21 protein-coding genes are annotated in these 20,769 nt (G+C 56.1%); 13 read left to right on the plus strand and 8 right to left on the minus strand.

Translation table 11 applies throughout. From position 1 onward, the window contains the following. Positions 1-32: 32 nt before the first annotated feature. Positions 33-1,061: a phosphoribosylformylglycinamidine cyclo-ligase gene (purM, locus tag B9Z35_RS06995; protein WP_108282994.1), complete on the plus strand. Its 1,029-nt coding sequence runs from the start codon at positions 33-35 to the stop codon at positions 1,059-1,061. 41 nt (positions 1,062-1,102) lie between these two features. Here purM and B9Z35_RS07000 read toward each other — a convergent pair whose 3' ends face one another. Then, positions 1,103-1,831, minus strand: a complete 729-nt coding sequence (locus tag B9Z35_RS07000; RefSeq protein WP_108282995.1) for a SirB1 family protein — start codon at positions 1,829-1,831, stop codon at positions 1,103-1,105. A gap of 40 nt (positions 1,832-1,871) precedes the next feature. Then, positions 1,872-3,437 carry a murein biosynthesis integral membrane protein MurJ gene (gene murJ, locus B9Z35_RS07005; RefSeq protein WP_108282996.1) on the minus strand — a complete coding sequence of 522 codons (1,566 nt, stop codon included), beginning with the start codon at positions 3,435-3,437 and terminating at the stop codon, positions 1,872-1,874. Between the two features lie 119 nt (positions 3,438-3,556). Between murJ and rpsT the strand changes: the two genes are divergently transcribed. Continuing rightward, entirely contained in the window at positions 3,557-3,856 is a 300-nt protein-coding gene (rpsT, locus tag B9Z35_RS07010; protein ID WP_108282997.1) for a 30S ribosomal protein S20, read from the plus strand. 143 nt (positions 3,857-3,999) lie between these two features. Here rpsT and B9Z35_RS07015 read toward each other — a convergent pair whose 3' ends face one another. Then, the gene (locus B9Z35_RS07015) at positions 4,000-4,320 is read right to left on the minus strand and encodes a DUF3579 domain-containing protein (RefSeq protein WP_108282998.1); all 321 of its coding nucleotides are present in this window, start codon (positions 4,318-4,320) and stop codon (positions 4,000-4,002) included. Between the two features lie 198 nt (positions 4,321-4,518). On the opposite strand from B9Z35_RS07015, the gene B9Z35_RS07020 reads away from it, so the two are divergent. From B9Z35_RS07020 to B9Z35_RS07030, 3 genes are read left to right on the plus strand one after another with little or no spacing between them, the layout of a single operon-like run. Further along, complete coding sequence (locus B9Z35_RS07020) at positions 4,519-5,727, plus strand: aspartate aminotransferase family protein (protein WP_108282999.1); 1,209 nt, start codon at positions 4,519-4,521, stop codon at positions 5,725-5,727. Then, positions 5,724-6,659 (plus strand): ornithine carbamoyltransferase, encoded by a 936-nt coding sequence (argF, locus tag B9Z35_RS07025; RefSeq protein WP_108283000.1) that lies wholly within the window; start codon positions 5,724-5,726, stop codon positions 6,657-6,659. Before B9Z35_RS07020 ends, argF begins: the two co-directional genes overlap by 4 nt. After that, positions 6,659-6,964 carry a YkgJ family cysteine cluster protein gene (locus B9Z35_RS07030; RefSeq protein WP_108283001.1) on the plus strand — a complete coding sequence of 102 codons (306 nt, stop codon included), beginning with the start codon at positions 6,659-6,661 and terminating at the stop codon, positions 6,962-6,964. Before argF ends, B9Z35_RS07030 begins: the two co-directional genes overlap by 1 nt. 24 nt (positions 6,965-6,988) lie before the next feature. On the opposite strand, the gene B9Z35_RS07035 is transcribed toward B9Z35_RS07030, so the two are convergent. Continuing rightward, positions 6,989-8,203: an FAD-dependent monooxygenase gene (locus B9Z35_RS07035; protein WP_108283002.1), complete on the minus strand. Its 1,215-nt coding sequence runs from the start codon at positions 8,201-8,203 to the stop codon at positions 6,989-6,991. Positions 8,204-8,291: 88 nt separating this feature from the next. Here B9Z35_RS07035 and B9Z35_RS07040 point away from each other — a divergent pair, with 88 nt between their 5' ends. Beyond that, positions 8,292-9,269, plus strand: coding sequence for a tripartite tricarboxylate transporter substrate binding protein (locus B9Z35_RS07040; RefSeq protein ID WP_108283003.1), 978 nt, complete (start codon positions 8,292-8,294; stop codon positions 9,267-9,269). Between the two features lie 32 nt (positions 9,270-9,301). Continuing rightward, complete coding sequence (gene yegQ / locus B9Z35_RS07045; RefSeq protein WP_108283004.1) at positions 9,302-10,669, plus strand: tRNA 5-hydroxyuridine modification protein YegQ; 1,368 nt, start codon at positions 9,302-9,304, stop codon at positions 10,667-10,669. A gap of 98 nt (positions 10,670-10,767) precedes the next feature. Here yegQ and acnB read toward each other — a convergent pair whose 3' ends face one another. The 4 genes from acnB to B9Z35_RS07065 are packed head-to-tail and all read right to left on the minus strand — an operon-like array spanning position 10,768 to position 15,998. After that, positions 10,768-13,359 carry a bifunctional aconitate hydratase 2/2-methylisocitrate dehydratase gene (acnB, locus tag B9Z35_RS07050; RefSeq protein WP_108283005.1) on the minus strand — a complete coding sequence of 864 codons (2,592 nt, stop codon included), beginning with the start codon at positions 13,357-13,359 and terminating at the stop codon, positions 10,768-10,770. Positions 13,360-13,396: 37 nt separating this feature from the next. Beyond that, the gene (locus tag B9Z35_RS07055) at positions 13,397-14,005 is read right to left on the minus strand and encodes a hypothetical protein (protein WP_146178964.1); all 609 of its coding nucleotides are present in this window, start codon (positions 14,003-14,005) and stop codon (positions 13,397-13,399) included. A gap of 6 nt (positions 14,006-14,011) precedes the next feature. Next, positions 14,012-14,992 (minus strand): CoA ester lyase, encoded by a 981-nt coding sequence (locus B9Z35_RS07060; RefSeq protein ID WP_108283007.1) that lies wholly within the window; start codon positions 14,990-14,992, stop codon positions 14,012-14,014. A gap of 19 nt (positions 14,993-15,011) precedes the next feature. Further along, entirely contained in the window at positions 15,012-15,998 is a 987-nt protein-coding gene (locus B9Z35_RS07065; protein ID WP_108283008.1) for a malate dehydrogenase, read from the minus strand. A 144-nt stretch (positions 15,999-16,142) separates the two neighbouring features. Between B9Z35_RS07065 and B9Z35_RS07070 the strand changes: the two genes are divergently transcribed. The 6 genes from B9Z35_RS07070 (at position 16,143) to B9Z35_RS07095 (ending at position 20,729) form a co-directional block, all read left to right on the plus strand. Further along, positions 16,143-16,952, plus strand: a complete 810-nt coding sequence (locus B9Z35_RS07070) for a GntR family transcriptional regulator (RefSeq protein ID WP_108283009.1) — start codon at positions 16,143-16,145, stop codon at positions 16,950-16,952. Positions 16,953-17,041: 89 nt separating this feature from the next. Continuing rightward, the gene (gene sdhC / locus B9Z35_RS07075; protein WP_108283010.1) at positions 17,042-17,473 is read left to right on the plus strand and encodes a succinate dehydrogenase, cytochrome b556 subunit; all 432 of its coding nucleotides are present in this window, start codon (positions 17,042-17,044) and stop codon (positions 17,471-17,473) included. A gap of 18 nt (positions 17,474-17,491) precedes the next feature. Beyond that, positions 17,492-17,857: a succinate dehydrogenase, hydrophobic membrane anchor protein gene (sdhD, locus tag B9Z35_RS07080; protein ID WP_108283011.1), complete on the plus strand. Its 366-nt coding sequence runs from the start codon at positions 17,492-17,494 to the stop codon at positions 17,855-17,857. 3 nt (positions 17,858-17,860) lie between these two features. After that, entirely contained in the window at positions 17,861-19,657 is a 1,797-nt protein-coding gene (gene sdhA, locus B9Z35_RS07085) for a succinate dehydrogenase flavoprotein subunit (protein ID WP_108283012.1), read from the plus strand. A gap of 13 nt (positions 19,658-19,670) precedes the next feature. Beyond that, positions 19,671-20,375 (plus strand): succinate dehydrogenase iron-sulfur subunit, encoded by a 705-nt coding sequence (locus B9Z35_RS07090; protein ID WP_108283013.1) that lies wholly within the window; start codon positions 19,671-19,673, stop codon positions 20,373-20,375. A gap of 30 nt (positions 20,376-20,405) precedes the next feature. Further along, positions 20,406-20,729 (plus strand): succinate dehydrogenase assembly factor 2, encoded by a 324-nt coding sequence (locus tag B9Z35_RS07095; RefSeq protein WP_108283014.1) that lies wholly within the window; start codon positions 20,406-20,408, stop codon positions 20,727-20,729. The last annotated feature ends 40 nt before the right edge of the window (positions 20,730-20,769 follow it).

The following is a 20,769-nucleotide window of genomic DNA, read 5'->3' on the forward strand; positions in this document are numbered from 1 at the left end:
CACACCTTGCAGCGCCCCAGCACCTTTTCACTATGAACAAACCCCTCTCCTACAAAGACGCCGGCGTCGACATCGTCGCAGGCGATGCCTTGGTCGAACGCATCAAACCCTTGGCCAAGAAAACCATGCGCGAGGGCGTGTTGGCCGGCATCGGTGGTTTTGGTGCCTTGTTTGAAGTGCCCAAGCGCTACAAAGAACCCGTGCTGGTGAGTGGCACTGACGGCGTGGGCACCAAGCTCAAGCTGGCCTTTGAATGGCAAATGCACGACACCGTGGGCATCGACTTGGTGGCCATGAGCGTGAACGACGTGTTGGTGCAAGGCGCTGAACCCCTGTTCTTCCTCGACTACTTTGCCTGCGGCAAATTGCACATCGACACCGCCGCTGCGGTGGTGGGCGGCATTGCCAAAGGCTGCGAGCTGTCAGGCTGCGCCTTGATTGGCGGCGAAACTGCTGAAATGCCAGGCATGTACCCCGATGGCGAATACGACCTAGCCGGTTTTGCCGTGGGTGCGGTGGAAAAATCCAAAATCCTGACCGGCCAAAACGTCAAGCCAGGTGATGTGGTGTTGGGCTTGACATCAGCTGGTGTGCACTCCAACGGCTTCTCATTAGTGCGCAAAGTGATTGACCGTGCAGGCGCAAACGCACCCGATACCTTGGACGGCAAGCCGTTCAAAGAAGCCATCATGGCCCCCACCCGCTTGTACGTGAAGAGCGTGTTGGCTGCTTTGGCCGAGACACCCATCAAAGCACTCGCCCACATCACCGGTGGCGGCTTGCTGGAAAACATCCCACGCGTGTTGCCCGAAGGCACGGCCGCTCACCTGAAAAAAGGCAGCTGGCCACAAACCGAGCTGTTTGCTTGGTTGCAAAACACGGCTGGCATCGACGACATCGAAATGAACCGTACTTTCAACAACGGCATTGGCATGGTGGTGGTGATTGACGCCGCACACGCTGCCGCTTGTGCCGACGTGCTGCGCGCTCACGGTGAGCAAGTGCACACCATTGGCGTGATTGCTGAGCTGGGTAATGGCCCTGCGGTGGTGGTGGCCTAAAGCCCCTTGCCCCAACAAAAAAGCACCCTCGGGTGCTTTTTTTATTCTTCGTCGTCGTGCACTTGCGGCAGCAGCACCATCAACCTTTGCCGTACCAACAGCAACCGCTCTGGGTCTTGGTGCGAGGTGTAGACCTCTTCCAAATTGCGCAGCATGCGCGCCACGATTTCGCGTGGCGTTGCGGCACGTAAATAGTGCTTAAGCAATTCGTCCGACACATGACCGTCGCGCAACAACCCCGACTCGGCATGTATAGGCACCAAGCGCTCAGACAAATCTTCTTTGCTAAGCGACTCGCCCGTGAACGGGTCGATCACCACCTGCCCTTCGTTCGGGAAAGGCAATCGTACTTTCATCAGGAAGTGTCCAGGAAAGCCCACGCCTTGCGCACGCAACCCAATGCTTTGCGCCAGCTCTAACCACAACACCGCCAAACTGATGGGAATGCCTCGGCGCGTGCGCAACATCACATGCAAATAGCTGTTGTCAGGGTCGTAATAGTTGTTGAGGTTGCCACTGAAGCCAAGTTCTTCAAAAAAGAACTTGTTGAGCAAGCGCAGTTTTTGTAAAGCGCCAGCATCTGAGGGCAAGCGTTGTTTGAGGCGACTGCTGAGCTGATCCACCAGATCCAGCACCTCTTGAATGTCTAGCTCTGGGTATTCGTCTTGCGCCAAGCTGGCGGCAGCTTCGAGCAAGGGGAACTGCTCATCGCTTTGCACCAAGGAAGCAAAGTATTCCAGGGCGGTGGGTACTTCGAGTTTGAAATCCATGGCTCAGTCCCCTTCTTTGTTTGGGTTGATCGGCGCTAAGTTATCGACGCAACAAGGCACGCAGCTTCAAGCCGGTGAGGGTGAGTGTCGCAAAGTACAGCAATGCAGACACAGCCAACACACCGGCCATCAAGCCCACGCGCAACAGCGGCGTGGCGTGCAAAGCCGTCCAATCCCAATACTGGGCAGACCACCACAACCATGCTGCCAACACGGCACATGCAGCCAGCACTTGCAACACGAATCGCAACCACCCCGCGCTCATCACATACGTGCCATTCTTGCGCAAACCCCACAGCAACCAAGCTGCGTTGACCAAGGCTCCCAAGCCAATCGACAAAGCTAAGCCAGCGTGCGCCAAGTAAGGAACCAAGGCCAAGTTAAGCAGCTGCGTGATGATCAGCACTGCCACCGCAATGCGCACCGGCGTGCGAATGTCTTGGCTGGCGTAGTAGCCGGGCGCCAGCACCTTGATGGCCACCAGCCCGAGCAATCCCACGCCGTAGCCCATCAGCGCCAGTGTGGTTTGCTGCACATCGTGGGCGCTGAACGCGCCGTAGTTGTATAGCACGGCCACCAAAGCTTTAGAAAACACCAGCAAAGCCAAAGCACACGGCAGTGCCAACAGCAGCACCAAGCGCAAGCCCCAATCAAGCATGTCTGAATATTTAGCGGTGTCATTGGCCGCTTTGGCCGCCGACAGCTGAGGCATCAGCACCACCCCCAAAGCAACGCCTAGCAAGGCCGTGGGGAACTCCATCAAACGGTCGGCATAGCTGAGCCAACTCACACTACCAGCCGTGAGGTGCGATGCGATTTGCGTGTTGATCAACAAAGAAATCTGCGCCACGCTCACGCCCAGCAAAGCAGGCACCATCAGCTGCAAGATGCGTTTGGGGCCTTCGCCTCCCCAAGCTTCTCGCACGGCACGCCAGCTCAGGCCCACGCGGGGCAACATACCCAAACGGCGCAAAGCCAAGAGTTGAATGCTGAGCTGGGCCACACCGCCCAGCATCACACCCACGGCCAAGGCATAAATCGGGGGCACGCCCAAAGTACCAAACCACGGGCCACCCCACCAAGCGGCGGCAATCATCGACACGTTCAGCAGCACAGGCGTGGCCGCTGGCACAGCAAAACGCTTCCAAGTGTTGAGCACGCCTGCGGCCAGAGCCACGAGCGACATAAAAGCGATGTACGGAAACATAAAGCGCGTCATCACCACAGCCACCTCAAAACCCTCGGGCGACTGCTGCAAACCACTGGCCATGGCCCACACCAGCCAAGGCGCAGCTAAAACGCCCAGCACTGATGTGATGAACAAAGCCCAAATCAGCAAGGTGGCGACTTGGTTGATCAGTACATGGGTGGCCTCATCTCCGTTTTGCTGGCGGCTAGCGGCCAGCACCGGAACAAAAGCTTGACTGAATGCCCCCTCGGCAAACAGACGTCGGAATAAATTGGGGATGCGAAACGCCACATTGAAGGCGTCAGTCAGTGCGCTGGCCCCGAAAGTCGAAGCAATCAGCAGTTCGCGCATCAGCCCAGTGATGCGGGAAACCAGGGTCAAGCCCGAGACGATGGAGGCAGATTTGAACAATGACACGCTTTGGAGTGTAGCGAGGGCTTGACAAGCCTTTTGGGTGGGCTTCGGCCCCAGTTTTGGGATTTGCTACAATCGTGGGCTTTGCTGACATCATCCTCAGACACTTAAGGAATTTAATCATGGCTTCAGCCAAACCCAAGAAAAAGAACCCACGCCTGGCATCAGGCCGTAAACGCGTCCGTCAGGACATCAAAATCAACGCTGCCAACACCTCGTTGCGCTCGAAGTACCGCACTGCGGTGAAGAACGTCGAGAAAGCTGTTCTGGCTGGCGACAAAACCAAAGCTACCGAACTGTTTGCCAAGATGCAAGCTGTTGTGGACACGATTGCTGACAAAGGCATCTTCCACAAGAACAAAGCAGCTCGCGATAAGAGCCGCTTGTCTACCAAGGTGAAAGCCTTGGCACTCGCCGCCTAATTTATTAGGCAACCAGCCCGGGCTGAATGTTCAGCCCGCCGTTTGTAACGGGTGCGCTGTCAGCAAAGAAAAAGCAAAAACCCGCTCTTGAGCGGGTTTTTTGTTGTCTGGTGTTTTTGTGGCACTGCCCTTTGGGCGCGAAATTAAACAGCAGGTGGATGCTCAGGCAGCAAGCAGGCTTCCACCACTTGCAAGTTGTTGTCGCGGGCGAAGTTCATCACGAAGTTCCAGGCCATGGCATCTTCGTCGCGCAAGTCGGTGTGGACGATGACGCACTTATTGCCATCCAGCACATTGGGCACACACCAAGGGGAATAGCTCAAGTGGCTGCCGGGTGTTGCGCCGCCCGGGCGGAATTGGCTCATCACGCCCGCCAAACGCTCGGCCCAATCGCTGGGGCGAAACGTGCGTCCTTCATGGGTGATACCCAGAATAAAAACTTCTTTGGCGGAGTGTGAAACCATCGGGTAGATGCTGAAAACGGTTGCGTGGCGAACGGGGGATCTCCCGCAGTCGCTCGGTGACAGGTATTCTATCTTATATAAGACTTGTGACATTTGGATGCCCCCAAAACCGCCACGGTTTTGTCATGTCAGTGCCTTTAAAATCACGCCTCAACGGCTCAACCTTCGTTGGGTCGTTTTTATTTTTGGAGTACCTACATGTCATCCGCTACACGCACTGTGCCTACCGAACCTCATGTCATGCCGACTTTTGGGCGCTTGCCCATCGCCATTGCACGCGGTCAAGGCTGCCGCGTGTGGGACACCGAAGGTCGCGCCTACTTAGATGCCTTGGCTGGCATTGCGGTCAACACCTTGGGCCACAACCACGCTGAGTTTGTGGCCGCTTTGCAGCAACAAATGACCGAAGTCATTCACTGCTGTAACTACTACTACACCCCCAATGCTGAAAAGCTGGCTGCCAAGCTGACCGAGTTCTCGGGCATGAGCAATGTGTTCTATTGCAACAGCGGCTTGGAAGCCAACGAAGCTGCTATCAAGCTGGCACGCAAATACGGCCACGACAAAGGCATCCACAACCCACAAATCGTGGTCTACGAAAAAGCCTTCCATGGCCGCAGCATCGCCACACTCAGCGCCACGGGCAACGCCAAGATTCAAAAAGGCTTTGAACCGTTGCTCGAAGGCTTCATCCGTGTGCCCGTGAACAACATCGAAGCACTCAAGCAAGCCACCGAAGGCAACCCCAATGTGGTGGCTGTGTTCTTGGAGACCATCCAAGGCGAAGGCGGCGTCAACCCCATGCACATGAACTACCTGCGTGACGTGCGCGCCCTGTGCGACCAACACGATTGGCTGATGATGGTCGACGAAGTGCAAAGCGGCATGGGCCGCACAGGCAAATGGTTCGCCCACCAATGGGCAGGCGTGGTGCCTGATGTGATGCCACTGGCCAAAGGCTTGGCCTCTGGCGTGCCGATTGGCGCGGTGGTGGCTGGCCCCAAAGCGGCTGGCGTATTGACAGCGGGCACACATGGCTCCACCTTTGGTGGCAACCCACTGGCTGTGCGCGCTGGTTTGGAAACCATCCACATCATGGAAAAAGACGACCTGATGGGCAACGCGGCCCGCATGGGTCAATACCTGGCTGATGCATTCAAGCGCGAATTTACCAATGAGCCAGGCGTGAAAGACATTCGCGGCCAAGGCCTGATGATTGGCATTGAGCTCGACCGTCCCTGCGGCGCGATCATGCAACGCGCTTTGGATGCGGGCTTGATGCTCAGCGTCACCGCCGACACCGTGGTGCGCTTGTTGCCACCGCTCATCATTACCCAAGCTGAATGCGATGAGTTGATTTCCATCTTGGTGCCGCTGATCAAAACCTTCTTGGCAGAAAAAGCATGACGATCAAACATTACCTGCAGTTCACTGACCTGTCGGCGGATGAATACGCTTATGTGTTCACGCGCGCAGCGCTGATCAAGAAGAAATTCAAAGCCTACGAAAAACACCACACGCTGGCAGACCGCACGCTGGCCATGATTTTCGAGAAGGCCTCCACGCGCACGCGCGTGAGCTTTGAGGCTGGCATGTATCAGCTGGGCGGCTCGGTGGTTCACTTGACCACGGGCGACAGCCAACTGGGACGCTCAGAGCCGATTGAAGACAGCGCCAAAGTCATCAGCCGCATGACCGACTTGGTGATGATTCGCACTTACGGCCAAGACAAGATCAACAGCTTTGCTGCCAACTCGCGCGTGCCCGTGATCAACGGTTTGACCAACGAATTTCACCCCTGCCAAATCATGGCGGACTTGTTCACTTTCATCGAGCACCGCGGCTTGACCGTGCACCCGCTTGAATGCCTCAAAGGCAAAGTGGTGGCTTGGGTGGGCGACGGCAACAACATGGCCAACACTTGGCTGCAAGCGGCCGACATGTTGGGCTTTACCGTTCACGTCAGCACGCCTAGTGGCTACGAAGTCAACCCTGCCATTGCAGGCCTGAGCAACGCCAACTGCTACAAGGTGTTCGACAACCCCATGCAAGCCTGCGAAGGCGCAGACCTTGTCACCACTGATGTGTGGACCAGCATGGGCTACGAGGCGGAAAACGAAGCACGCAAAAAAGCCTTTGCCGATTGGTGCGTGGACAGCGAAATGATGGCCGTGGCCAAACCCAATGCCTTGTTCATGCACTGCTTGCCAGCCCACCGTGGCGAAGAAGTGTCGGCCGATGTGATCGACGGGCCACAAAGCGTGGTGTGGGACGAAGCCGAAAACCGCATGCACGTGCAAAAAGCGCTCATGGAGTACCTGCTGCTCGGACGTCAGTGATGTCGGCCTGCACCAGCTGCGGCGCTTGCTGCGCCAGTTTTCGGGTGGACTTCAGCGTGGAAGAAATGGACACGCATGGCGGCTCCGTGCCCTCAGGCTTGGGCCAAGAACTCACGTCCACGATGTGCCGTATGCGCGGCACCGACTACTCGCCACCACGCTGCGGCGCACTGAGTGGCCAAGTGGGCGAAAAAGCCACCTGCGGCATTTACGAATGGCGCCCCTCCCCTTGCCGAGAATTTGAAGAAGGCAGCGATGCTTGCCAACGTGCGCGCATGCGCCACGGGCTGGCTGCACTCAGCTAAAACTATTCGGATTCGGCTTTCGCTTTAGCGATAGCCGTACAACCACGGCACATCCATCAAGCGCGGGCCCATGAGGCGCAAGCTCATATCACGCCCCATGCGCATCGGCCCCTTAGCATGGAAGATTTGCCCATTACGTACCGCCCTCGCCTGCACACGCGCATTGCGCTGCCAGCGGGCATGGGCAAACTGCTGCAACCGTTCGGGCACATGTGCTGGTGTAGCGCCCAACAATTGCGCCGCCAACTCGTAAGCGTCTTCAATCGCCATGCCAGCGCCTTGCGCCAAATACGGGAGCATCGGGTGTGCGGCATCACCCACCAAAGCCACTCGGCCTTGCGCATGCTGATGTGCGCCTTGCATCGCAGGCCTGCCACACAAGGGCCACAAGCGCCAATCGCTGCAGGCAGACATCAAATCAGTCAACGGCTGACATGCCCCGCGCAAAGCGTGGTGCAACTCGGCCAGGGTTTGTGCTTCAGACTTTTGCGCATTCCACGTTTGTAAGGCTTGCAAGTTATTCGCATCGTCATCGAGCAATCGCCCCTCGGCCAAACACACCACGTTCAGGTACTTTCCAGCGCGCACGGGATAGCTCACTACATGGGCTTGCACGCCCATCCATACCGACACGTCTTGGCTACGTAAATGCTTGGGTAAATCGGCTTGCGCCACCAAGGCGCGATATGCAATATGCCCCGTGAAGCTGGCCAATCCATCGCCTAGCAACTGTTGACGCAAGGGACTCCAAACACCATCGGCAGTCACAGCCATAGCAGCGTGATGCTGTTGAAGCTGCCCATGCTGCATGACCTCTAACGAGACAGCATCAGGCATTTGGTTCACGCGTTGCACCAACGCATCGCTATGCACTTGCACACCTTCGCGCTCAGCCGCTTGCAAAAGCAAGCCATGCAAATCTGCGCGGTGAATCGTCACATAGGGTGCACCATAGATGGTTGCAGCGTCTTTCACGGGCAAAGTTGCCAGCACCTCACCCGTTGTCATGCTGCGCGCATGCAAACCACTAGGAAATGCTGCGACTTGCGCCAGTGCATCACCCAAACCCCACGCGCTCAATATGCGCGTGACGTTGGGGCCCAGCTGCACACCAGCGCCAACTTCAGAGAACTCAACTGCTCGCTCCAGAACCGTGGCACACCAACCCGCGCGCGCAGCCGCAAAGCCAGCGGCCATGCCAGCAATGCCGCCACCTGCAATCAACACATTTCGATTCATATACGTGATTGTGCTATGTCTGAAGCTCTCAAAAAGTCTACCGCTCAGCCTATGATTTGTTGCATCAAAAAACAAGGAGACTTCCGCCATGAAACGCCGCACCCTGATTCAAGCTGCTGCCAGCACCAGCCTGTTGCCATTGTTTGCACAAGCCCAAGATAAATACCCTAATCCCAGCAAAACCATCATGTGGATCTGTCCCTACGCTGCAGGCGGTAACGCCGACAGTCGCTCGCGCCAAGTGGCCAAGGCGATGGGCACCATACTTGGCCAGCCCATCATCATTGACAACAAGGCCGGTGCTGGCGGAAACATTGGCACTGAAGCTATTGCGCGCGGCAAGCCTGACGGCTACACACTGGGGATGGGTAACTTCGCGCCCTTAGCAGTCAATCAATCGTTGTTCAAAAAACTCAACTTCGACCCACTCAATGACCTTGTTCCCATTTGCTTGATTGAACGCGGCCCTCTCATCTTGATGGTACGTAACGACTCGCCCTACAAAACCGTCAAAGACCTCGTGGCAGCGGCCAAGGCCTCGCCCGGCAAACTCAGCTACGGTTCGGGTGGCATTGGTGGCTCGCACCATTTGAGCGGCGCTTTATTTGAGCATTCAGCTGGCATCGACATGATTCACGCCCCATACAAAAGCGGCTCTGCCGCCGCCACCGATTTGATGGGCGGCCAAGTGCACATGATGTTTGAGCAGATGTACGCCGCCATGCCGTCTATCCAAGGTGGCCGCATGCGTGCGCTGGCCATCACCAGCAAAAAGCGATCCCCTTTGCTGCCCAACATCCCCACCATGGCAGAACAAGGTTTTCCAGAAGTCGAAGTGCTCAACTGGCAAGGCCTGATTGGCCCCAAAGGCATGGCAGCTGAACTGGTCAAGCAGCTCAATGCAGTGTGCAACCAAGCCCTACAAACGGCTGAGGTGAAAGAAAAAATCTTGAGCCAAGGCAATGAGGTGGGTGGCGGCACGCCTGAGCAATTTGCAGCGCTGATCAAGGCAGAAGCCCCACGTTGGGCAAAAGTCGTGCGGGATGCGAAAATCGACCCTGAATGATTTTTTAGCTGCCCTGTAAGCAGCACACCTCTATGACCACACTCAAAGCCCCCGAGCTCCTGCTGCCTGCAGGATCGCTCGACAAAATGCGCGCCGCTTATGACTTCGGCGCTGATGCCGTGTATGCCGGCCAACCTCGTTACAGCTTGCGCGCGCGCAACAACGAGTTCCGCCTCGAGCAAATTGGCATCGGCATTGCCGAAGCCCATGCACGTGGCAAAAAGTTCTTTTTGACCAGCAACTTGCTGCCGCACAACGACAAGGTGCGCACCTATATACGTGACATCGAGCCCATCATCGCCATGAAGCCCGATGCCCTCATCATGGCCGACCCCGGCCTGATCATGATGGTGCGCGAGAAGTGGCCCGAGGTGGACATTCACCTCTCGGTACAAGCCAACACCGTCAACTGGGCGGCTGTGAAGTTTTGGCAAAACGTGGGCGTGAAGCGCATCATCTTGTCGCGCGAACTCAGCTTTGACGAGATCGAAAAAATCCGCCAAGAGTGCCCAGACATGGAGCTAGAAGTGTTCGTGCACGGCGCGCTGTGCATTGCCTACTCAGGCCGCTGCTTGCTGTCGGGCTACTTCAACCGCCGCGACCCCAACCAAGGCACTTGCACCAACGCCTGTCGCTGGGAGTACGGCACACAAGCCAGCGCCACCGACCCCAACACCGGAGAAGCCATGGCTGTTCCGATGCAAGGCGACTTTGACTTTGCTAAGTCACAACAAGAAGCCGAATCCAGCTTCTCATCGTGCGGCAATGGTGAGCGCCACCCTGCAGCCGACAACATTTACTTGCTCGAAGAAAAAGGCCGCCCAGGCCAGCTCATGCCTATCATGGAAGACGAGCACGGCACTTACATCATGAACAGCAAAGACTTGCGTGCTGTGGAATACGTGGAGCGACTCACCAAAATTGGTGTGGACTCACTCAAGGTTGAAGGCCGCACCAAATCGCTTTACTACGTGAGTCGCACCGCGCAGGTGTATCGCCGCGCGATCGACGATGCCGTGGCAGGCCGCCCGTTCAACCCCGAGCTCATCACTGAACTCGAAGGCTTAGCCAACCGTGGCTACACCGCCGGCCTGATGGACCGCCGCCCTGCCAACGACTACCAAAACTACGAAACCGGCCACTCCATTGCCCACCGCAGCCAGTTTGTGGGTGAAGTGCGTGGCGTGGCAAATGGTTGGGCTGAGATTGAAACTAAAAACAAATTTTCAGTCGGCGACACCATCGAGATCATTCACCCCAGCGGCAACCGCAAGGTCAAGCTGGAACAGATGAAAGACAAAAACGGTGCGTCGATTGACGTGGCCGCAGGCAGCCCTACGCACGTGTGGATTCCTGTCGATGGTCCTGTTGAAGGTGGCCTGTTGGCTCGTATGTTCTAAGCCACACAGCACTCAAAACAAAACCCCGCAAGGCTGTTGCTTTGCGGGGTTTTGTTTATCACCCAAGCACCGAAGTGCCGGGTGAAGACGCAGGCAGCTTAAGCTGTCACGCCTTTGGCTGTTTCAACGTACTCGTCGATCTGGTTGAAGTTCAAGTACTTGTAGATGGCTGCGCCGTCGCTGTTGACCACGCCCATTGCAGCGTGGTACTCGGCCACTGTTGGGAACTTGCCCATCTTCGATGTGATGGCAGCCAATTCGGCAGAAGCCAAGTACACGTTGGTGTTCTTGCCCAAACGGTTGGGGAAGTTACGTGTAGATGTAGACACCACAGTTGCGCCTTCACGCACTTGCGCTTGGTTACCCATGCACAACGAGCAGCCTGGCATTTCTGTACGAGCACCGGCAGTGCCGAACGCAGCGTAGTGACCTTCTTTGATCAGCTCGCTCTCGTCCATCTTTGTTGGAGGAGCCACCCACAACTTGACAGGGATGTCGCGTTGGCCGCCGAGCAACTTAGCAGCTGCGCGGAAGTGGCCGATGTTGGTCATGCAAGAACCAATGAAGGCTTCGTCGATGTGAGTGCCAGCAACTTCAGACAAGAACTTGGCGTCATCTGGGTCGTTCGGGCAGCACACGATAGGCTCTTTGATGTCAGCCAAGTCGATTTCGATGATGTGTGCGTACTCAGCATCTTTGTCGGCCTCGAGCAGAGTTGGCGCAGCCAACCATTGCTCAACCTTCTCGATGCGACGAGCCAAAGTGCGTGCGTCAGCGTAGCCATCAGCGATCATGTTCTTCATCAGAACCACGTTGGACTTGAGGTACTCAGCCACTGGCTCTTTGTTGAGCTTGATCGAGCAACCGGCAGCAGAACGCTCAGCAGACGCGTCAGACAATTCAAACGCTTGTTCCACTTTGAGGTTTGGCAGGCCTTCGATTTCCAAGATGCGACCAGAGAATTCGTTGATCTTGCCGGCCTTAGCCACAGTCAACAAACCTTGCTTGATCGCGTACAAAGGAATGGCGTGCACCAAGTCGCGCAATGTCACGCCAGGTTGCATTTCGCCTTTGAAACGAACCAAGATGGACTCGGGCATGTCCAAAGGCATCACGCCTGTAGCCGCACCGAAAGCCACCAAGCCAGAACCAGCTGGGAAGCTGATACCGATTGGGAAACGTGTGTGAGAGTCGCCACCTGTACCGACGGTGTCAGGCAACAACAAACGGTTCAGCCAAGAGTGAATCACACCGTCGCCTGGACGCAGAGCCACGCCACCACGGTTGCTGATGAACGCTGGCAATTCGCGGTGCGTTTTCACGTCCACAGACTTGGGGTAAGCCGCTGTGTGACAGAACGATTGCATGACCATGTCAGCAGAGAAGCCCAAGCAAGCCAAGTCTTTCAACTCGTCGCGTGTCATTGGACCTGTGGTGTCTTGTGAACCCACGGTGGTCATCTTGGGTTCGCAGTAAGTGCCGGGGCGAACGCCTTGGCCTTCTGGCAAACCAACCGCACGACCGACCATCTTTTGAGCCAATGTGAAACCAGCTTTTGTGGTGATAGGTGCTGTGGGCAAACGGAACACGGTTGATGCTGGCAGACCCAAGAATTCGCGGGCCTTGGCGGTCAAGCTGCGCCCGATGATCAAGTTGATACGGCCACCGGCGCGCACTTCGTCAAACAGCACATCGCTCTTGAGTTGGAAGGTGGTGATGGTTTCGCCGTTCTTGACGATCTTGCCGTCGTAGGGCAACACGTCAACCACGTCACCCATTTCGAGTTTGGTCACATCCACTTCGATCGGCAAAGCGCCAGAGTCTTCTTGGGTGTTGAAGAAGATGGGGGCAATCTTGCCGCCCAAGGTCACGCCACCAAAACGCTTGTTTGGCACAAACGGAATGTCTTCACCAAAGCCCCAGATGATGCTGTTGGTGGCTGACTTGCGTGAAGAGCCTGTGCCAACCACGTCGCCAACATAAGAGACCAAATGGCCTTTTTTCTTCAGCTCTTCAATCATGGCCATTGGGCCGCGCTTGCCGTCTTCTTCTGGCTTGAACGCCGCGCCTTCGCGCGTGTTTTTCAACATCGCCAAGTAGTGCAATGGAATGTCTGGACGGCTCCATGCGTCAGGCGCAGGAGACAGGTCGTCGGTGTTGGTCTCGCCAGGCACCTTGAACACGGTGATGGTGATTTTTTTCTCGACTTCAGGACGTGTGGTGAACCACTCGGCATCGGCCCAGCTTTGCATGACTTCTTTGGCCTTGGCGTTACCGGCCTTGGCTTTTTCAGCGACGTCGTTGAAAAAGTCGAACATCAACAATGTTTTCTTCAAAGCTTCAGCGGCTACAGCAGCCACTTCAGCGTCGTCGAGCAATTCGATCAAGGGGTGCACGTTGTAGCCACCTACCATGGTGCCCAACAACTCAGTGGCTTTGGACTTAGAGATCAAGCCCACCTTCACTTCGCCGTGTGCCACAGCAGCCAAGAATGAAGCTTTGACTTTGGCAGCATCGTCCACGCCTGGTGGCACGCGGTGAGTCAGCAAGTCCATCAAGAACGCTTCTTCGCCTGCGGCAGGGGCTTTGATCAACTCGATCAATTCAGCCGTTTGCTTGGCGTCCAATGGCAGAGGTGGGATACCCAGCGCTGCGCGCTCGGCTACGTGGTCACGGTAGGCTTTCAACATGGTTTTCTCCGGTCTATCAAATCAAAAATTAAAAGGGTTATTTTTTGGCAAGGGTCGGGCCATCCAGCAAGCTGGGAGGCGGGTTTAGCTTCATGGCGTGGGCCGCAACAGTTTGATGTTCACTTTGACACTCGTCAGCCATGCGTTGACCCAGCTTGCTGTTCATCAACATTGACTTATGCGGCAGCTGCAGCCACATGGCACCTGCTTGCGCGTCTTCCAAACGCACGGCACCTGTGGTGGTTTCCACGGGCGTCATCAGGTAGGTGTTTTTCTTCATCTGCACCACAAAGCGTGAAGGCTGCTGCGGGTCAGGGGTGACACTCACAAAGTTGCCCAACTCGCACACCATGCGACCAGTGTGTACGTCACCTGGCTCAGGGGCGGTCATTTGCATTTGCGCTGCAGAAACAGGTATAGACGTGGTTGCTGCTGGCAAAGCTGGCAAGGAATCACCTCTGACGTAATAGTATTTAGGCGCAGCTGGTCTAGCTGGGGGCTTGGCCGCCGCGTGCTTGACGGCTAGCTGTTTAGCGGGGGTTGAAGCCGTAGCTTTTGACTGTTGCTGCGCCACAGGCTCAGCAGCGAAAGCCAAGCTAGACAGGGTCAACGAAACCCACACAGCCATGAAGTTGCGCATACTCATCTCCGGTTAATCCTTGAAGAATAACTGGACTTCGGCTGGCAGGCTACAGCCCGTGCTGTGCGCACGTTCCAACACTTGCCAAAAGAAGCGGTAACTGGCGCGGTCATGCAGCTGACCTTGATGGCTGATGGGCGCCCACTGAGCGGCACGCGCAGCCAACACAATCTCACTGGCCACCTCAATAGCTGCCGCATCAGGGGCCATGGCCTCAAGGATGGGACGGATTTGTGCGGGGTGAATGCTCCACATGCGGGTGTAGCCAAACTCGTGCGCAGCACGCTGGACTGCTGCGCGCATAGCCGCGGTGTCATTGAACTCGGTCACCACGCAATGCGACGGCACTTTGCCATGGGCGTGGCAGGCACTGGCAATTTCTAGCTTGGCACGCACCACCAGCGGGTGGGTGAACTGGCCTTTGCCACTCATGCCATGCGCAGGAATTGCGCCGCCATGGGCAGACACAAAATCCATCAAACCAAAACTGAGCGACTGCACGCGCGGCTGCGCGGCAATGTCAAACGCACGATGCACAGCAGCGGGCGACTCAATCAATACATGGAGGGCCAAATCTTTGGCGCCGGCTTGAATCAAGGCTTGCTCGGCCAGTTGCACATCGGCAACTGACTCGACCTTGGGCACCATGATGTGCGTCAAGCGATTAGCAGCTTTGCCAGCAATGGTGGCAATGTCTGCTTGAAAACTGGGGTGATCAACGGGGTGCACACGCACGGCCACACGGGCCTCGGGTGCAGCACTCAATGCCAGCTCGGTGACCAGCGCGGCATGCTCTGCCTCGCCGCCCACGGGGGCACCGTCTTCACAATCTAGGGTCACATCAAAGACGCAGGTTCCAAACTCTTGCGTCATTTCAGCTTGCAGCTGCAAGCTTTTGCGCATCCGCGCTTCGACACCGCTGTAGTGGTCACAGACCGGGAGGGATACCCCCGAGGCCTGTGCCCCCAGCAGAACGTCGCGCGGATGGCTCACTCTATGTCTCTGTTGAGAATTAGATCAAGTGGGCAACGCCAGCTTGCTCATCGGTCAACTCTTTCAGAGTCTTGTCGATGCAGCCTTGGCTGAATGCGTCGATTTCCAAACCTTCGACCACTTTGTATTGGCCGTTTTCGCATGTCACGGGGAAACCGAACATGACGTCTTTTGGAATGCCGTACCAGCCTTGTGATGGGATACCCATGGTCACCCACTTGCCGTTGGTGCCCAAAGCCCAATCGCGCATGTGGTCGATGGCAGCGTTAGCAGCAGAAGCAGCTGAAGACAAACCGCGTGCGTCAATGATGGCGGCGCCGCGCTTACCAACTGTTGGCAAGAACACATTGGCGTTCCACTCTTGGTCGTTGATCATGGTCTTGACAGACTCGCCCTTGATGGTGGCGAAGCGGTAGTCGGCGTACATCGTTGGAGAGTGGTTGCCCCACACGCACAATTTCTCGATGTCGGCCACGGCTTTGCCAGTCTTGGCAGCGATTTGAGAAGCGGCGCGGTTGTGGTCCAAACGCAGCATGGCAGTGAAGTTGCCTGGCTTGAGGTCAGGAGCCGCTTTCATGGCGATGTAAGCGTTGGTGTTGGCTGGGTTGCCGACGACCAAGACTTTCACGTCGCGTGAAGCCACAGCATTCAAAGCCTTACCTTGAGCTGTGAAGATCGCGCCGTTGATGGCGAGCAATTCAGCGCGCTCCATGCCTGGGCCGCGTGGACGTGAACCGACCAACAAAGCGTAGTCGACGTCTTTGAATGCAGTCATTGGGTCGCCATGGGCTTCCATACCGGCCAACAATGGGAACGCGCAATCTTCGAGTTCCATCATCACGCCCTTGAGCGCTTTTTGTGCTTTTTCGTCAGGGATTTCCAACAACTGCAAGATGACGGGTTGATCTTTGCCCAACATTTCGCCAGAGGCGATACGGAACAACAGTGCGTAACCAATTTGACCAGCTGCACCAGTGACGGCAACGCGAACAGGCTTCTTGCTCATGAGGAAAACTCCAAGTAGTGATTAAAAAAAGAATGTGGACAGAGTTTACCCGCGAAATCGACGAATTGCTCTGTCTTATGTCTTATAGAAGATATGATACGAGCTTGACAAAGAACTGACGTAAAAGCGTCTATCCAATAAAAAATGGCCACCACCTCCGCGCCCTCATTTGCAACCAGCCCTAACCCGCCGTATGCGGGCGGCGATGCTCTGGGCGCGCCTGGCCTCACCCCCGCCTTCAGTCCGCTGTATCAGCAAATCAAGGGGCTGATTCTGCAAAGCCTGCAATCGGGCGAGTGGAAGCCGGGCGAAGCCATTCCTAGCGAGATGGACTTGGCCGCCCGTTTTCGCGTCAGCCAAGGCACGGTGCGCAAAGCCATTGACGAGCTAGCCGCTGAAAACCTGGTGGTGCGCCGCCAAGGCAAAGGCACCTTCGTGGCGACACACGCTGAACAGCATGTGCAATACCGCTTCTTAAAGCTACAGCCCGACAACGGCGACACCCAAAGCGAAGGCCCTGCCGAGCGCACCATCATCGACTGCAAGCGCCTGCGCGCCAGTGCCGACGTGGCCCGCGCCCTCAGCCTGCGCAGCGGAGACCCAGTGCTGCAAGTGCGTCGCGTGCTGGCTTATGCGGGAGTGCCTACCATTTTGGAAGAACTGTGGCTGCCTGGCGCACCATTTAAAGGCCTCACCGCCGAACGCTTAAGTAATTACAGCGGCCCGATGTACGCGCTGTTCGAAACCGAGTTTGGCGTGCGCATGGTGCGCGCCGACGAAAACATCCGCGCCGTCAACCCAGACGCCGAGCAAGCCGAACTACTCAAGGTCGACGCAGCCACGCCGCTTCTGAGCGTGGAACGCGTGGCCTACACCTACAACGACACCCCCATGGAACTGCGTCGTGGTCTTTATCGAACTGACACGCATCACTACCGTAATGCTTTGAGCTGACAGGCGTGAAACCCTCATGTCAGTTTGATGAAGTGAAATAGAATTTAAAGTTGCTTTGACATACAGATAAACCCGAAGAAAGAGCCCACATGACCCAGCTTGCCAAAAAGCGGCCTGAGTTCCGCAACATCAACGCCCTGACCGATCTGCCTTCTTACCGCCTTCCAGCGGCCGGCATCGTGTCGATCTTGCACCGCATCAGCGGTTTGATCATGTTCTTGTTGTTGCCACTCCTCGTTTGGATGTTTGACACCTCTGTGTCATCAGAAATTTCCTTTGCCAAATTCAGCGCCGCGTTCACCGTCGGTTTGGGCTTTGTGCCTGCTGTGTTGGTCAAAGTTGTGGTGTTGGGCCTGATTTGGGCTTACTTGCACCACTTGATCGCTGGCGTTCGCCACGTCTACATGGACGTTTGCCACGCAGTGACCAAAGAATTCGGCAAGTCTTCAGCTGTTGTCACCTTGGTGTTGAGCCTGGGTCTGACTGCCGCTTTGGGCGCCAAGCTGTTTGGCCTTTACTGATTTCCTAGGAGCAACAACATGTCCGTGAATTACGGTTCCAAGCGCGTCGTCGTGGGCGCGCACTACGGTCTGCGCGACTGGCTCGCCCAACGCGTCACCGGTGTTTTGATGGTTTTGTTCACCTTGGCTGTTTTGGGCCAAGTGCTGTTGACCAGCGGCGAAATCAGCTATGACAAATGGGCTGGCATTTTCAGCACCCAATTCATGAAGGCTTTGACCTTCTCAGTCTTCATCGCACTTGCCATCCACGTGTGGGTTGGCGTTCGCGACATTTGGATGGACTACGTCAAACCTGTCGGTTTGCGTTTGGTTCTGCAAGTATTCACTTTGGTCTGGCTGGTGTCTTGCCTCGGCTGGGCCATTCAGGTTCTCTGGAGGCTCTAAGTCATGACAGTTAAAAGCTCTATCCCACGTCGTAAATTTGATGTGGTCATCGTCGGAGCCGGCGGCTCTGGCATGCGCGCTTCGTTGCAACTTGCTCGCGCAGGTTTGAACGTGGCCGTGTTGTCTAAAGTGTTCCCCACACGTTCACACACCGTGGCTGCACAAGGCGGCATTGGCGCGTCTTTGGGCAACATGAACGAAGACAACTGGCACTACCACTTCTATGACACCGTCAAAGGCTCCGACTGGCTCGGCGACCAAGACGCGATTGAATACATGTGCCGTGAAGCGCCCAAAGTCGTGTACGACTTGGAGCACATGGGCATGCCTTTCGACCGTAACCCAGACGGCACCATTTACCAACGCCCCTTCGGCGGCCACACCGCCAACTACGGCGAAAAGGCTGTTGAGCGCGCTTGTGCCGCCGCTGACCGTACCGGTCACGCCATGTTGCACACCCTGTACCAGCAAAACGTCAAAGCCAAAACCAGCTTCTTCGTGGAGTGGATGGCCCTCGACCTGATCCGCGACGACGCAGGTGATGTGGTGGGCGTGACCGCCCTCGAGATGGAAACTGGCGAGCTCTACATCATGGAAGCCAAAACCGTGTTGTTGGCAACCGGTGGTGCAGGCCGCATTTTTGCTGCTTCAACCAACGCGTTCATTAACACCGGCGACGGCTTGGGCATGGCAGCACGCGCTGGCATCCCACTCGAAGACATGGAATTCTGGCAATTCCACCCCACTGGCGTGGCCGGTGCTGGCGTGTTGTTGACCGAAGGCTGCCGTGGCGAAGGCGCTATCTTGCGTAACTGCAATGGCGAACGCTTCATGGAGCGTTATGCACCCGCCTACAAAGACTTGGCCCCACGCGACTACGTGTCACGCTGTATGGACCAAGAGATCAAAGAAGGTCGCGGCTGCGGTCCAAACAAGGACTACATCAACCTCGACATGACCCACTTGGGTGCTGACACCATCATGAAGCGTTTGCCTTCGGTGTTCGAAATTGGCCACAACTTTGCCAACGTCGACATCACCAAAGAGCCAATCCCAGTGATCCCAACCATCCATTACCAAATGGGCGGCATCCCCACCAACATCAACGGCCAAGTTGTGACGCAAAACGCCAACAACGAAAGCGTTGTGGTGAACGGTTTGTACGCTGTGGGCGAATGCTCTTGCGTATCAGTGCACGGCGCTAACCGCTTGGGCACTAACTCATTGCTCGACTTGTTGGTGTTCGGCCGCGCTGCTGGCAACCACATTGTTGAATTCAACCAAAAGAACAAAGAGCACAAGCCTCTGCCAGCCAATGCGGCTGACGTGACCTTGGCTCGTTTGGCTCGCTTGGAAGCCAACAAAACAGGCGAATATGCCCAAGACGTGGCCAACGACATCCGTGATGCCATGCAGTCACACGCCAGCGTGTTCCGCACACAGGCGTTGATGGACGAAGGCGTCAAGCAAATCGCTGCCCTGCGCGAGCGCGTGAACAACATTGGTTTGAAAGACAACTCCAAAGTCTTCAACACCGCACGCATCGAAGCCTTGGAAGTGGAAAACTTGATCGAAGCCGCACAAGCCACCATGGTGTCTGCTGCTGCTCGTCACGAAAGCCGCGGCGCTCACACTGTGAACGACTACGGCGACACCCCAGAGCATCCAAACGGCCGTAACGACCAAGATTGGCACAAGCACACCCTGTGGCACAAAGAAGGCAACCAGCTGACTTACAAGCCCGTGCAAATGAAGCCATTGACCGTCGACAGCATTCCGCTGCAGACCCGTACTTTCTGATCAGGTAAACACCATGACAAAACGCACGTTCCAAATCTATCGCTACGACCCAGACACCGACGCCAAGCCCTACATGCAGACCATCGAGGTCGAATTGGATGGCAACGAGCGCATGCTCTTGGATGCTTTGATGAAACTCAAAGCCGTCGATCCCACTATTTCGTTCCGTCGTTCATGCCGTGAAGGCGTGTGCGGTTCAGACGCAATGAACATCAACGGCAAAAACGGCTTGGCCTGCTTGACCAACATGCGCACCCTCCCCGGCGTGATCGTGTTGAAGCCTCTGCCAGGTCTGCCTGTCATCCGCGACTTGATCGTGGACATGACTCAGTTCTTCAAGCAATACCACTCCATCAAGCCTTACTTGGTCAACGACACACAAGTGCCCGAAAAAGAGCGCCTACAGTCACCCGAAGAGCGCGATGAGTTGAACGGCTTGTACGAGTGCATCTTGTGCGCCAGCTGCTCCACTAGCTGCCCATCGTTCTGGTGGAACCCCGATAAGTTCGTGGGCCCCGCTGGTTTGTTGCAAGCCTATCGCTTCATTGCCGATAGCCGTGACGAAGACACCGCTGGCCGTTTGGACAACTTGGAAGACCCATACCGTCTGTTCCGTTGCCACACCATCATGAACTGCGTCGACGTGTGCCCCAAGGGTTTGAACCCCACAAAGGCCATCGGCAAGATCAAAGAATTGATGGTTCGTCGCGCCATCTAAGGCACGGCAAACATCACACGGAGCACCAACATGGACGCGGACGCACCATTTCGCGACACCTCTGTGGGTGACCCAACGCTGGATGGCTTAGACGGCAAGCTTTCGCTTGGCGAACGAGCCCTCAGCAAACTGCACTGGCGTAGCCGGCGCGGCCTGCTCGAGAACGATTTGTTCATCAAGAAGTTCTTTGAGCGGCATGAATCTCGCTTAACCGTGGGTCATGCCAGAGGCATGTATGAATTGATGGACTTGTCTGACAACGATTTGCTCGACATCTTTTTGAAACGCAAAGACTTGCCAGAAAAGCCCCTGACAGAAGAAGCACTTGAAGTGCTGCGTATGTTGAGAGACTGAACCGAACACCGCTTTTAATAAAAAGACATTTAGGAAGAAC

Source organism: Limnohabitans sp. Jir61 (assembly GCF_003063545.1).
GTDB lineage: Bacteria > Pseudomonadota > Gammaproteobacteria > Burkholderiales > Burkholderiaceae_C > Limnohabitans.

What these genes read in the sequence shown, in the direction of transcription:
- purM (WP_108282994.1), top strand. Translation starts at nt 33, where the DNA reads ATGAACAAACCCCTCTCCTACAAAGACGCCGGCGTCGACATCGTCGCA.
- B9Z35_RS07000 (WP_108282995.1), bottom strand. Translation starts at nt 1,831, where the DNA reads ATGGATTTCAAACTCGAAGTACCCACCGCCCTGGAATACTTTGCTTCC.
- rpsT (WP_108282997.1), top strand. Translation starts at nt 3,557, where the DNA reads ATGGCTTCAGCCAAACCCAAGAAAAAGAACCCACGCCTGGCATCAGGC.
- B9Z35_RS07015 (WP_108282998.1), bottom strand. Translation starts at nt 4,320, where the DNA reads ATGGTTTCACACTCCGCCAAAGAAGTTTTTATTCTGGGTATCACCCAT.
- B9Z35_RS07020 (WP_108282999.1), top strand. Translation starts at nt 4,519, where the DNA reads ATGTCATCCGCTACACGCACTGTGCCTACCGAACCTCATGTCATGCCG.
- argF (WP_108283000.1), top strand. Translation starts at nt 5,724, where the DNA reads ATGACGATCAAACATTACCTGCAGTTCACTGACCTGTCGGCGGATGAA.
- B9Z35_RS07030 (WP_108283001.1), top strand. Translation starts at nt 6,659, where the DNA reads ATGTCGGCCTGCACCAGCTGCGGCGCTTGCTGCGCCAGTTTTCGGGTG.
- B9Z35_RS07035 (WP_108283002.1), bottom strand. Translation starts at nt 8,203, where the DNA reads ATGAATCGAAATGTGTTGATTGCAGGTGGCGGCATTGCTGGCATGGCC.
- B9Z35_RS07040 (WP_108283003.1), top strand. Translation starts at nt 8,292, where the DNA reads ATGAAACGCCGCACCCTGATTCAAGCTGCTGCCAGCACCAGCCTGTTG.
- yegQ (WP_108283004.1), top strand. Translation starts at nt 9,302, where the DNA reads ATGACCACACTCAAAGCCCCCGAGCTCCTGCTGCCTGCAGGATCGCTC.
- acnB (WP_108283005.1), bottom strand. Translation starts at nt 13,359, where the DNA reads ATGTTGAAAGCCTACCGTGACCACGTAGCCGAGCGCGCAGCGCTGGGT.
- B9Z35_RS07055 (WP_146178964.1), bottom strand. Translation starts at nt 14,005, where the DNA reads ATGAGTATGCGCAACTTCATGGCTGTGTGGGTTTCGTTGACCCTGTCT.
- B9Z35_RS07065 (WP_108283008.1), bottom strand. Translation starts at nt 15,998, where the DNA reads ATGAGCAAGAAGCCTGTTCGCGTTGCCGTCACTGGTGCAGCTGGTCAA.
- B9Z35_RS07070 (WP_108283009.1), top strand. Translation starts at nt 16,143, where the DNA reads ATGGCCACCACCTCCGCGCCCTCATTTGCAACCAGCCCTAACCCGCCG.
- sdhC (WP_108283010.1), top strand. Translation starts at nt 17,042, where the DNA reads ATGACCCAGCTTGCCAAAAAGCGGCCTGAGTTCCGCAACATCAACGCC.
- sdhD (WP_108283011.1), top strand. Translation starts at nt 17,492, where the DNA reads ATGTCCGTGAATTACGGTTCCAAGCGCGTCGTCGTGGGCGCGCACTAC.
- sdhA (WP_108283012.1), top strand. Translation starts at nt 17,861, where the DNA reads ATGACAGTTAAAAGCTCTATCCCACGTCGTAAATTTGATGTGGTCATC.
- B9Z35_RS07090 (WP_108283013.1), top strand. Translation starts at nt 19,671, where the DNA reads ATGACAAAACGCACGTTCCAAATCTATCGCTACGACCCAGACACCGAC.
- B9Z35_RS07095 (WP_108283014.1), top strand. Translation starts at nt 20,406, where the DNA reads ATGGACGCGGACGCACCATTTCGCGACACCTCTGTGGGTGACCCAACG.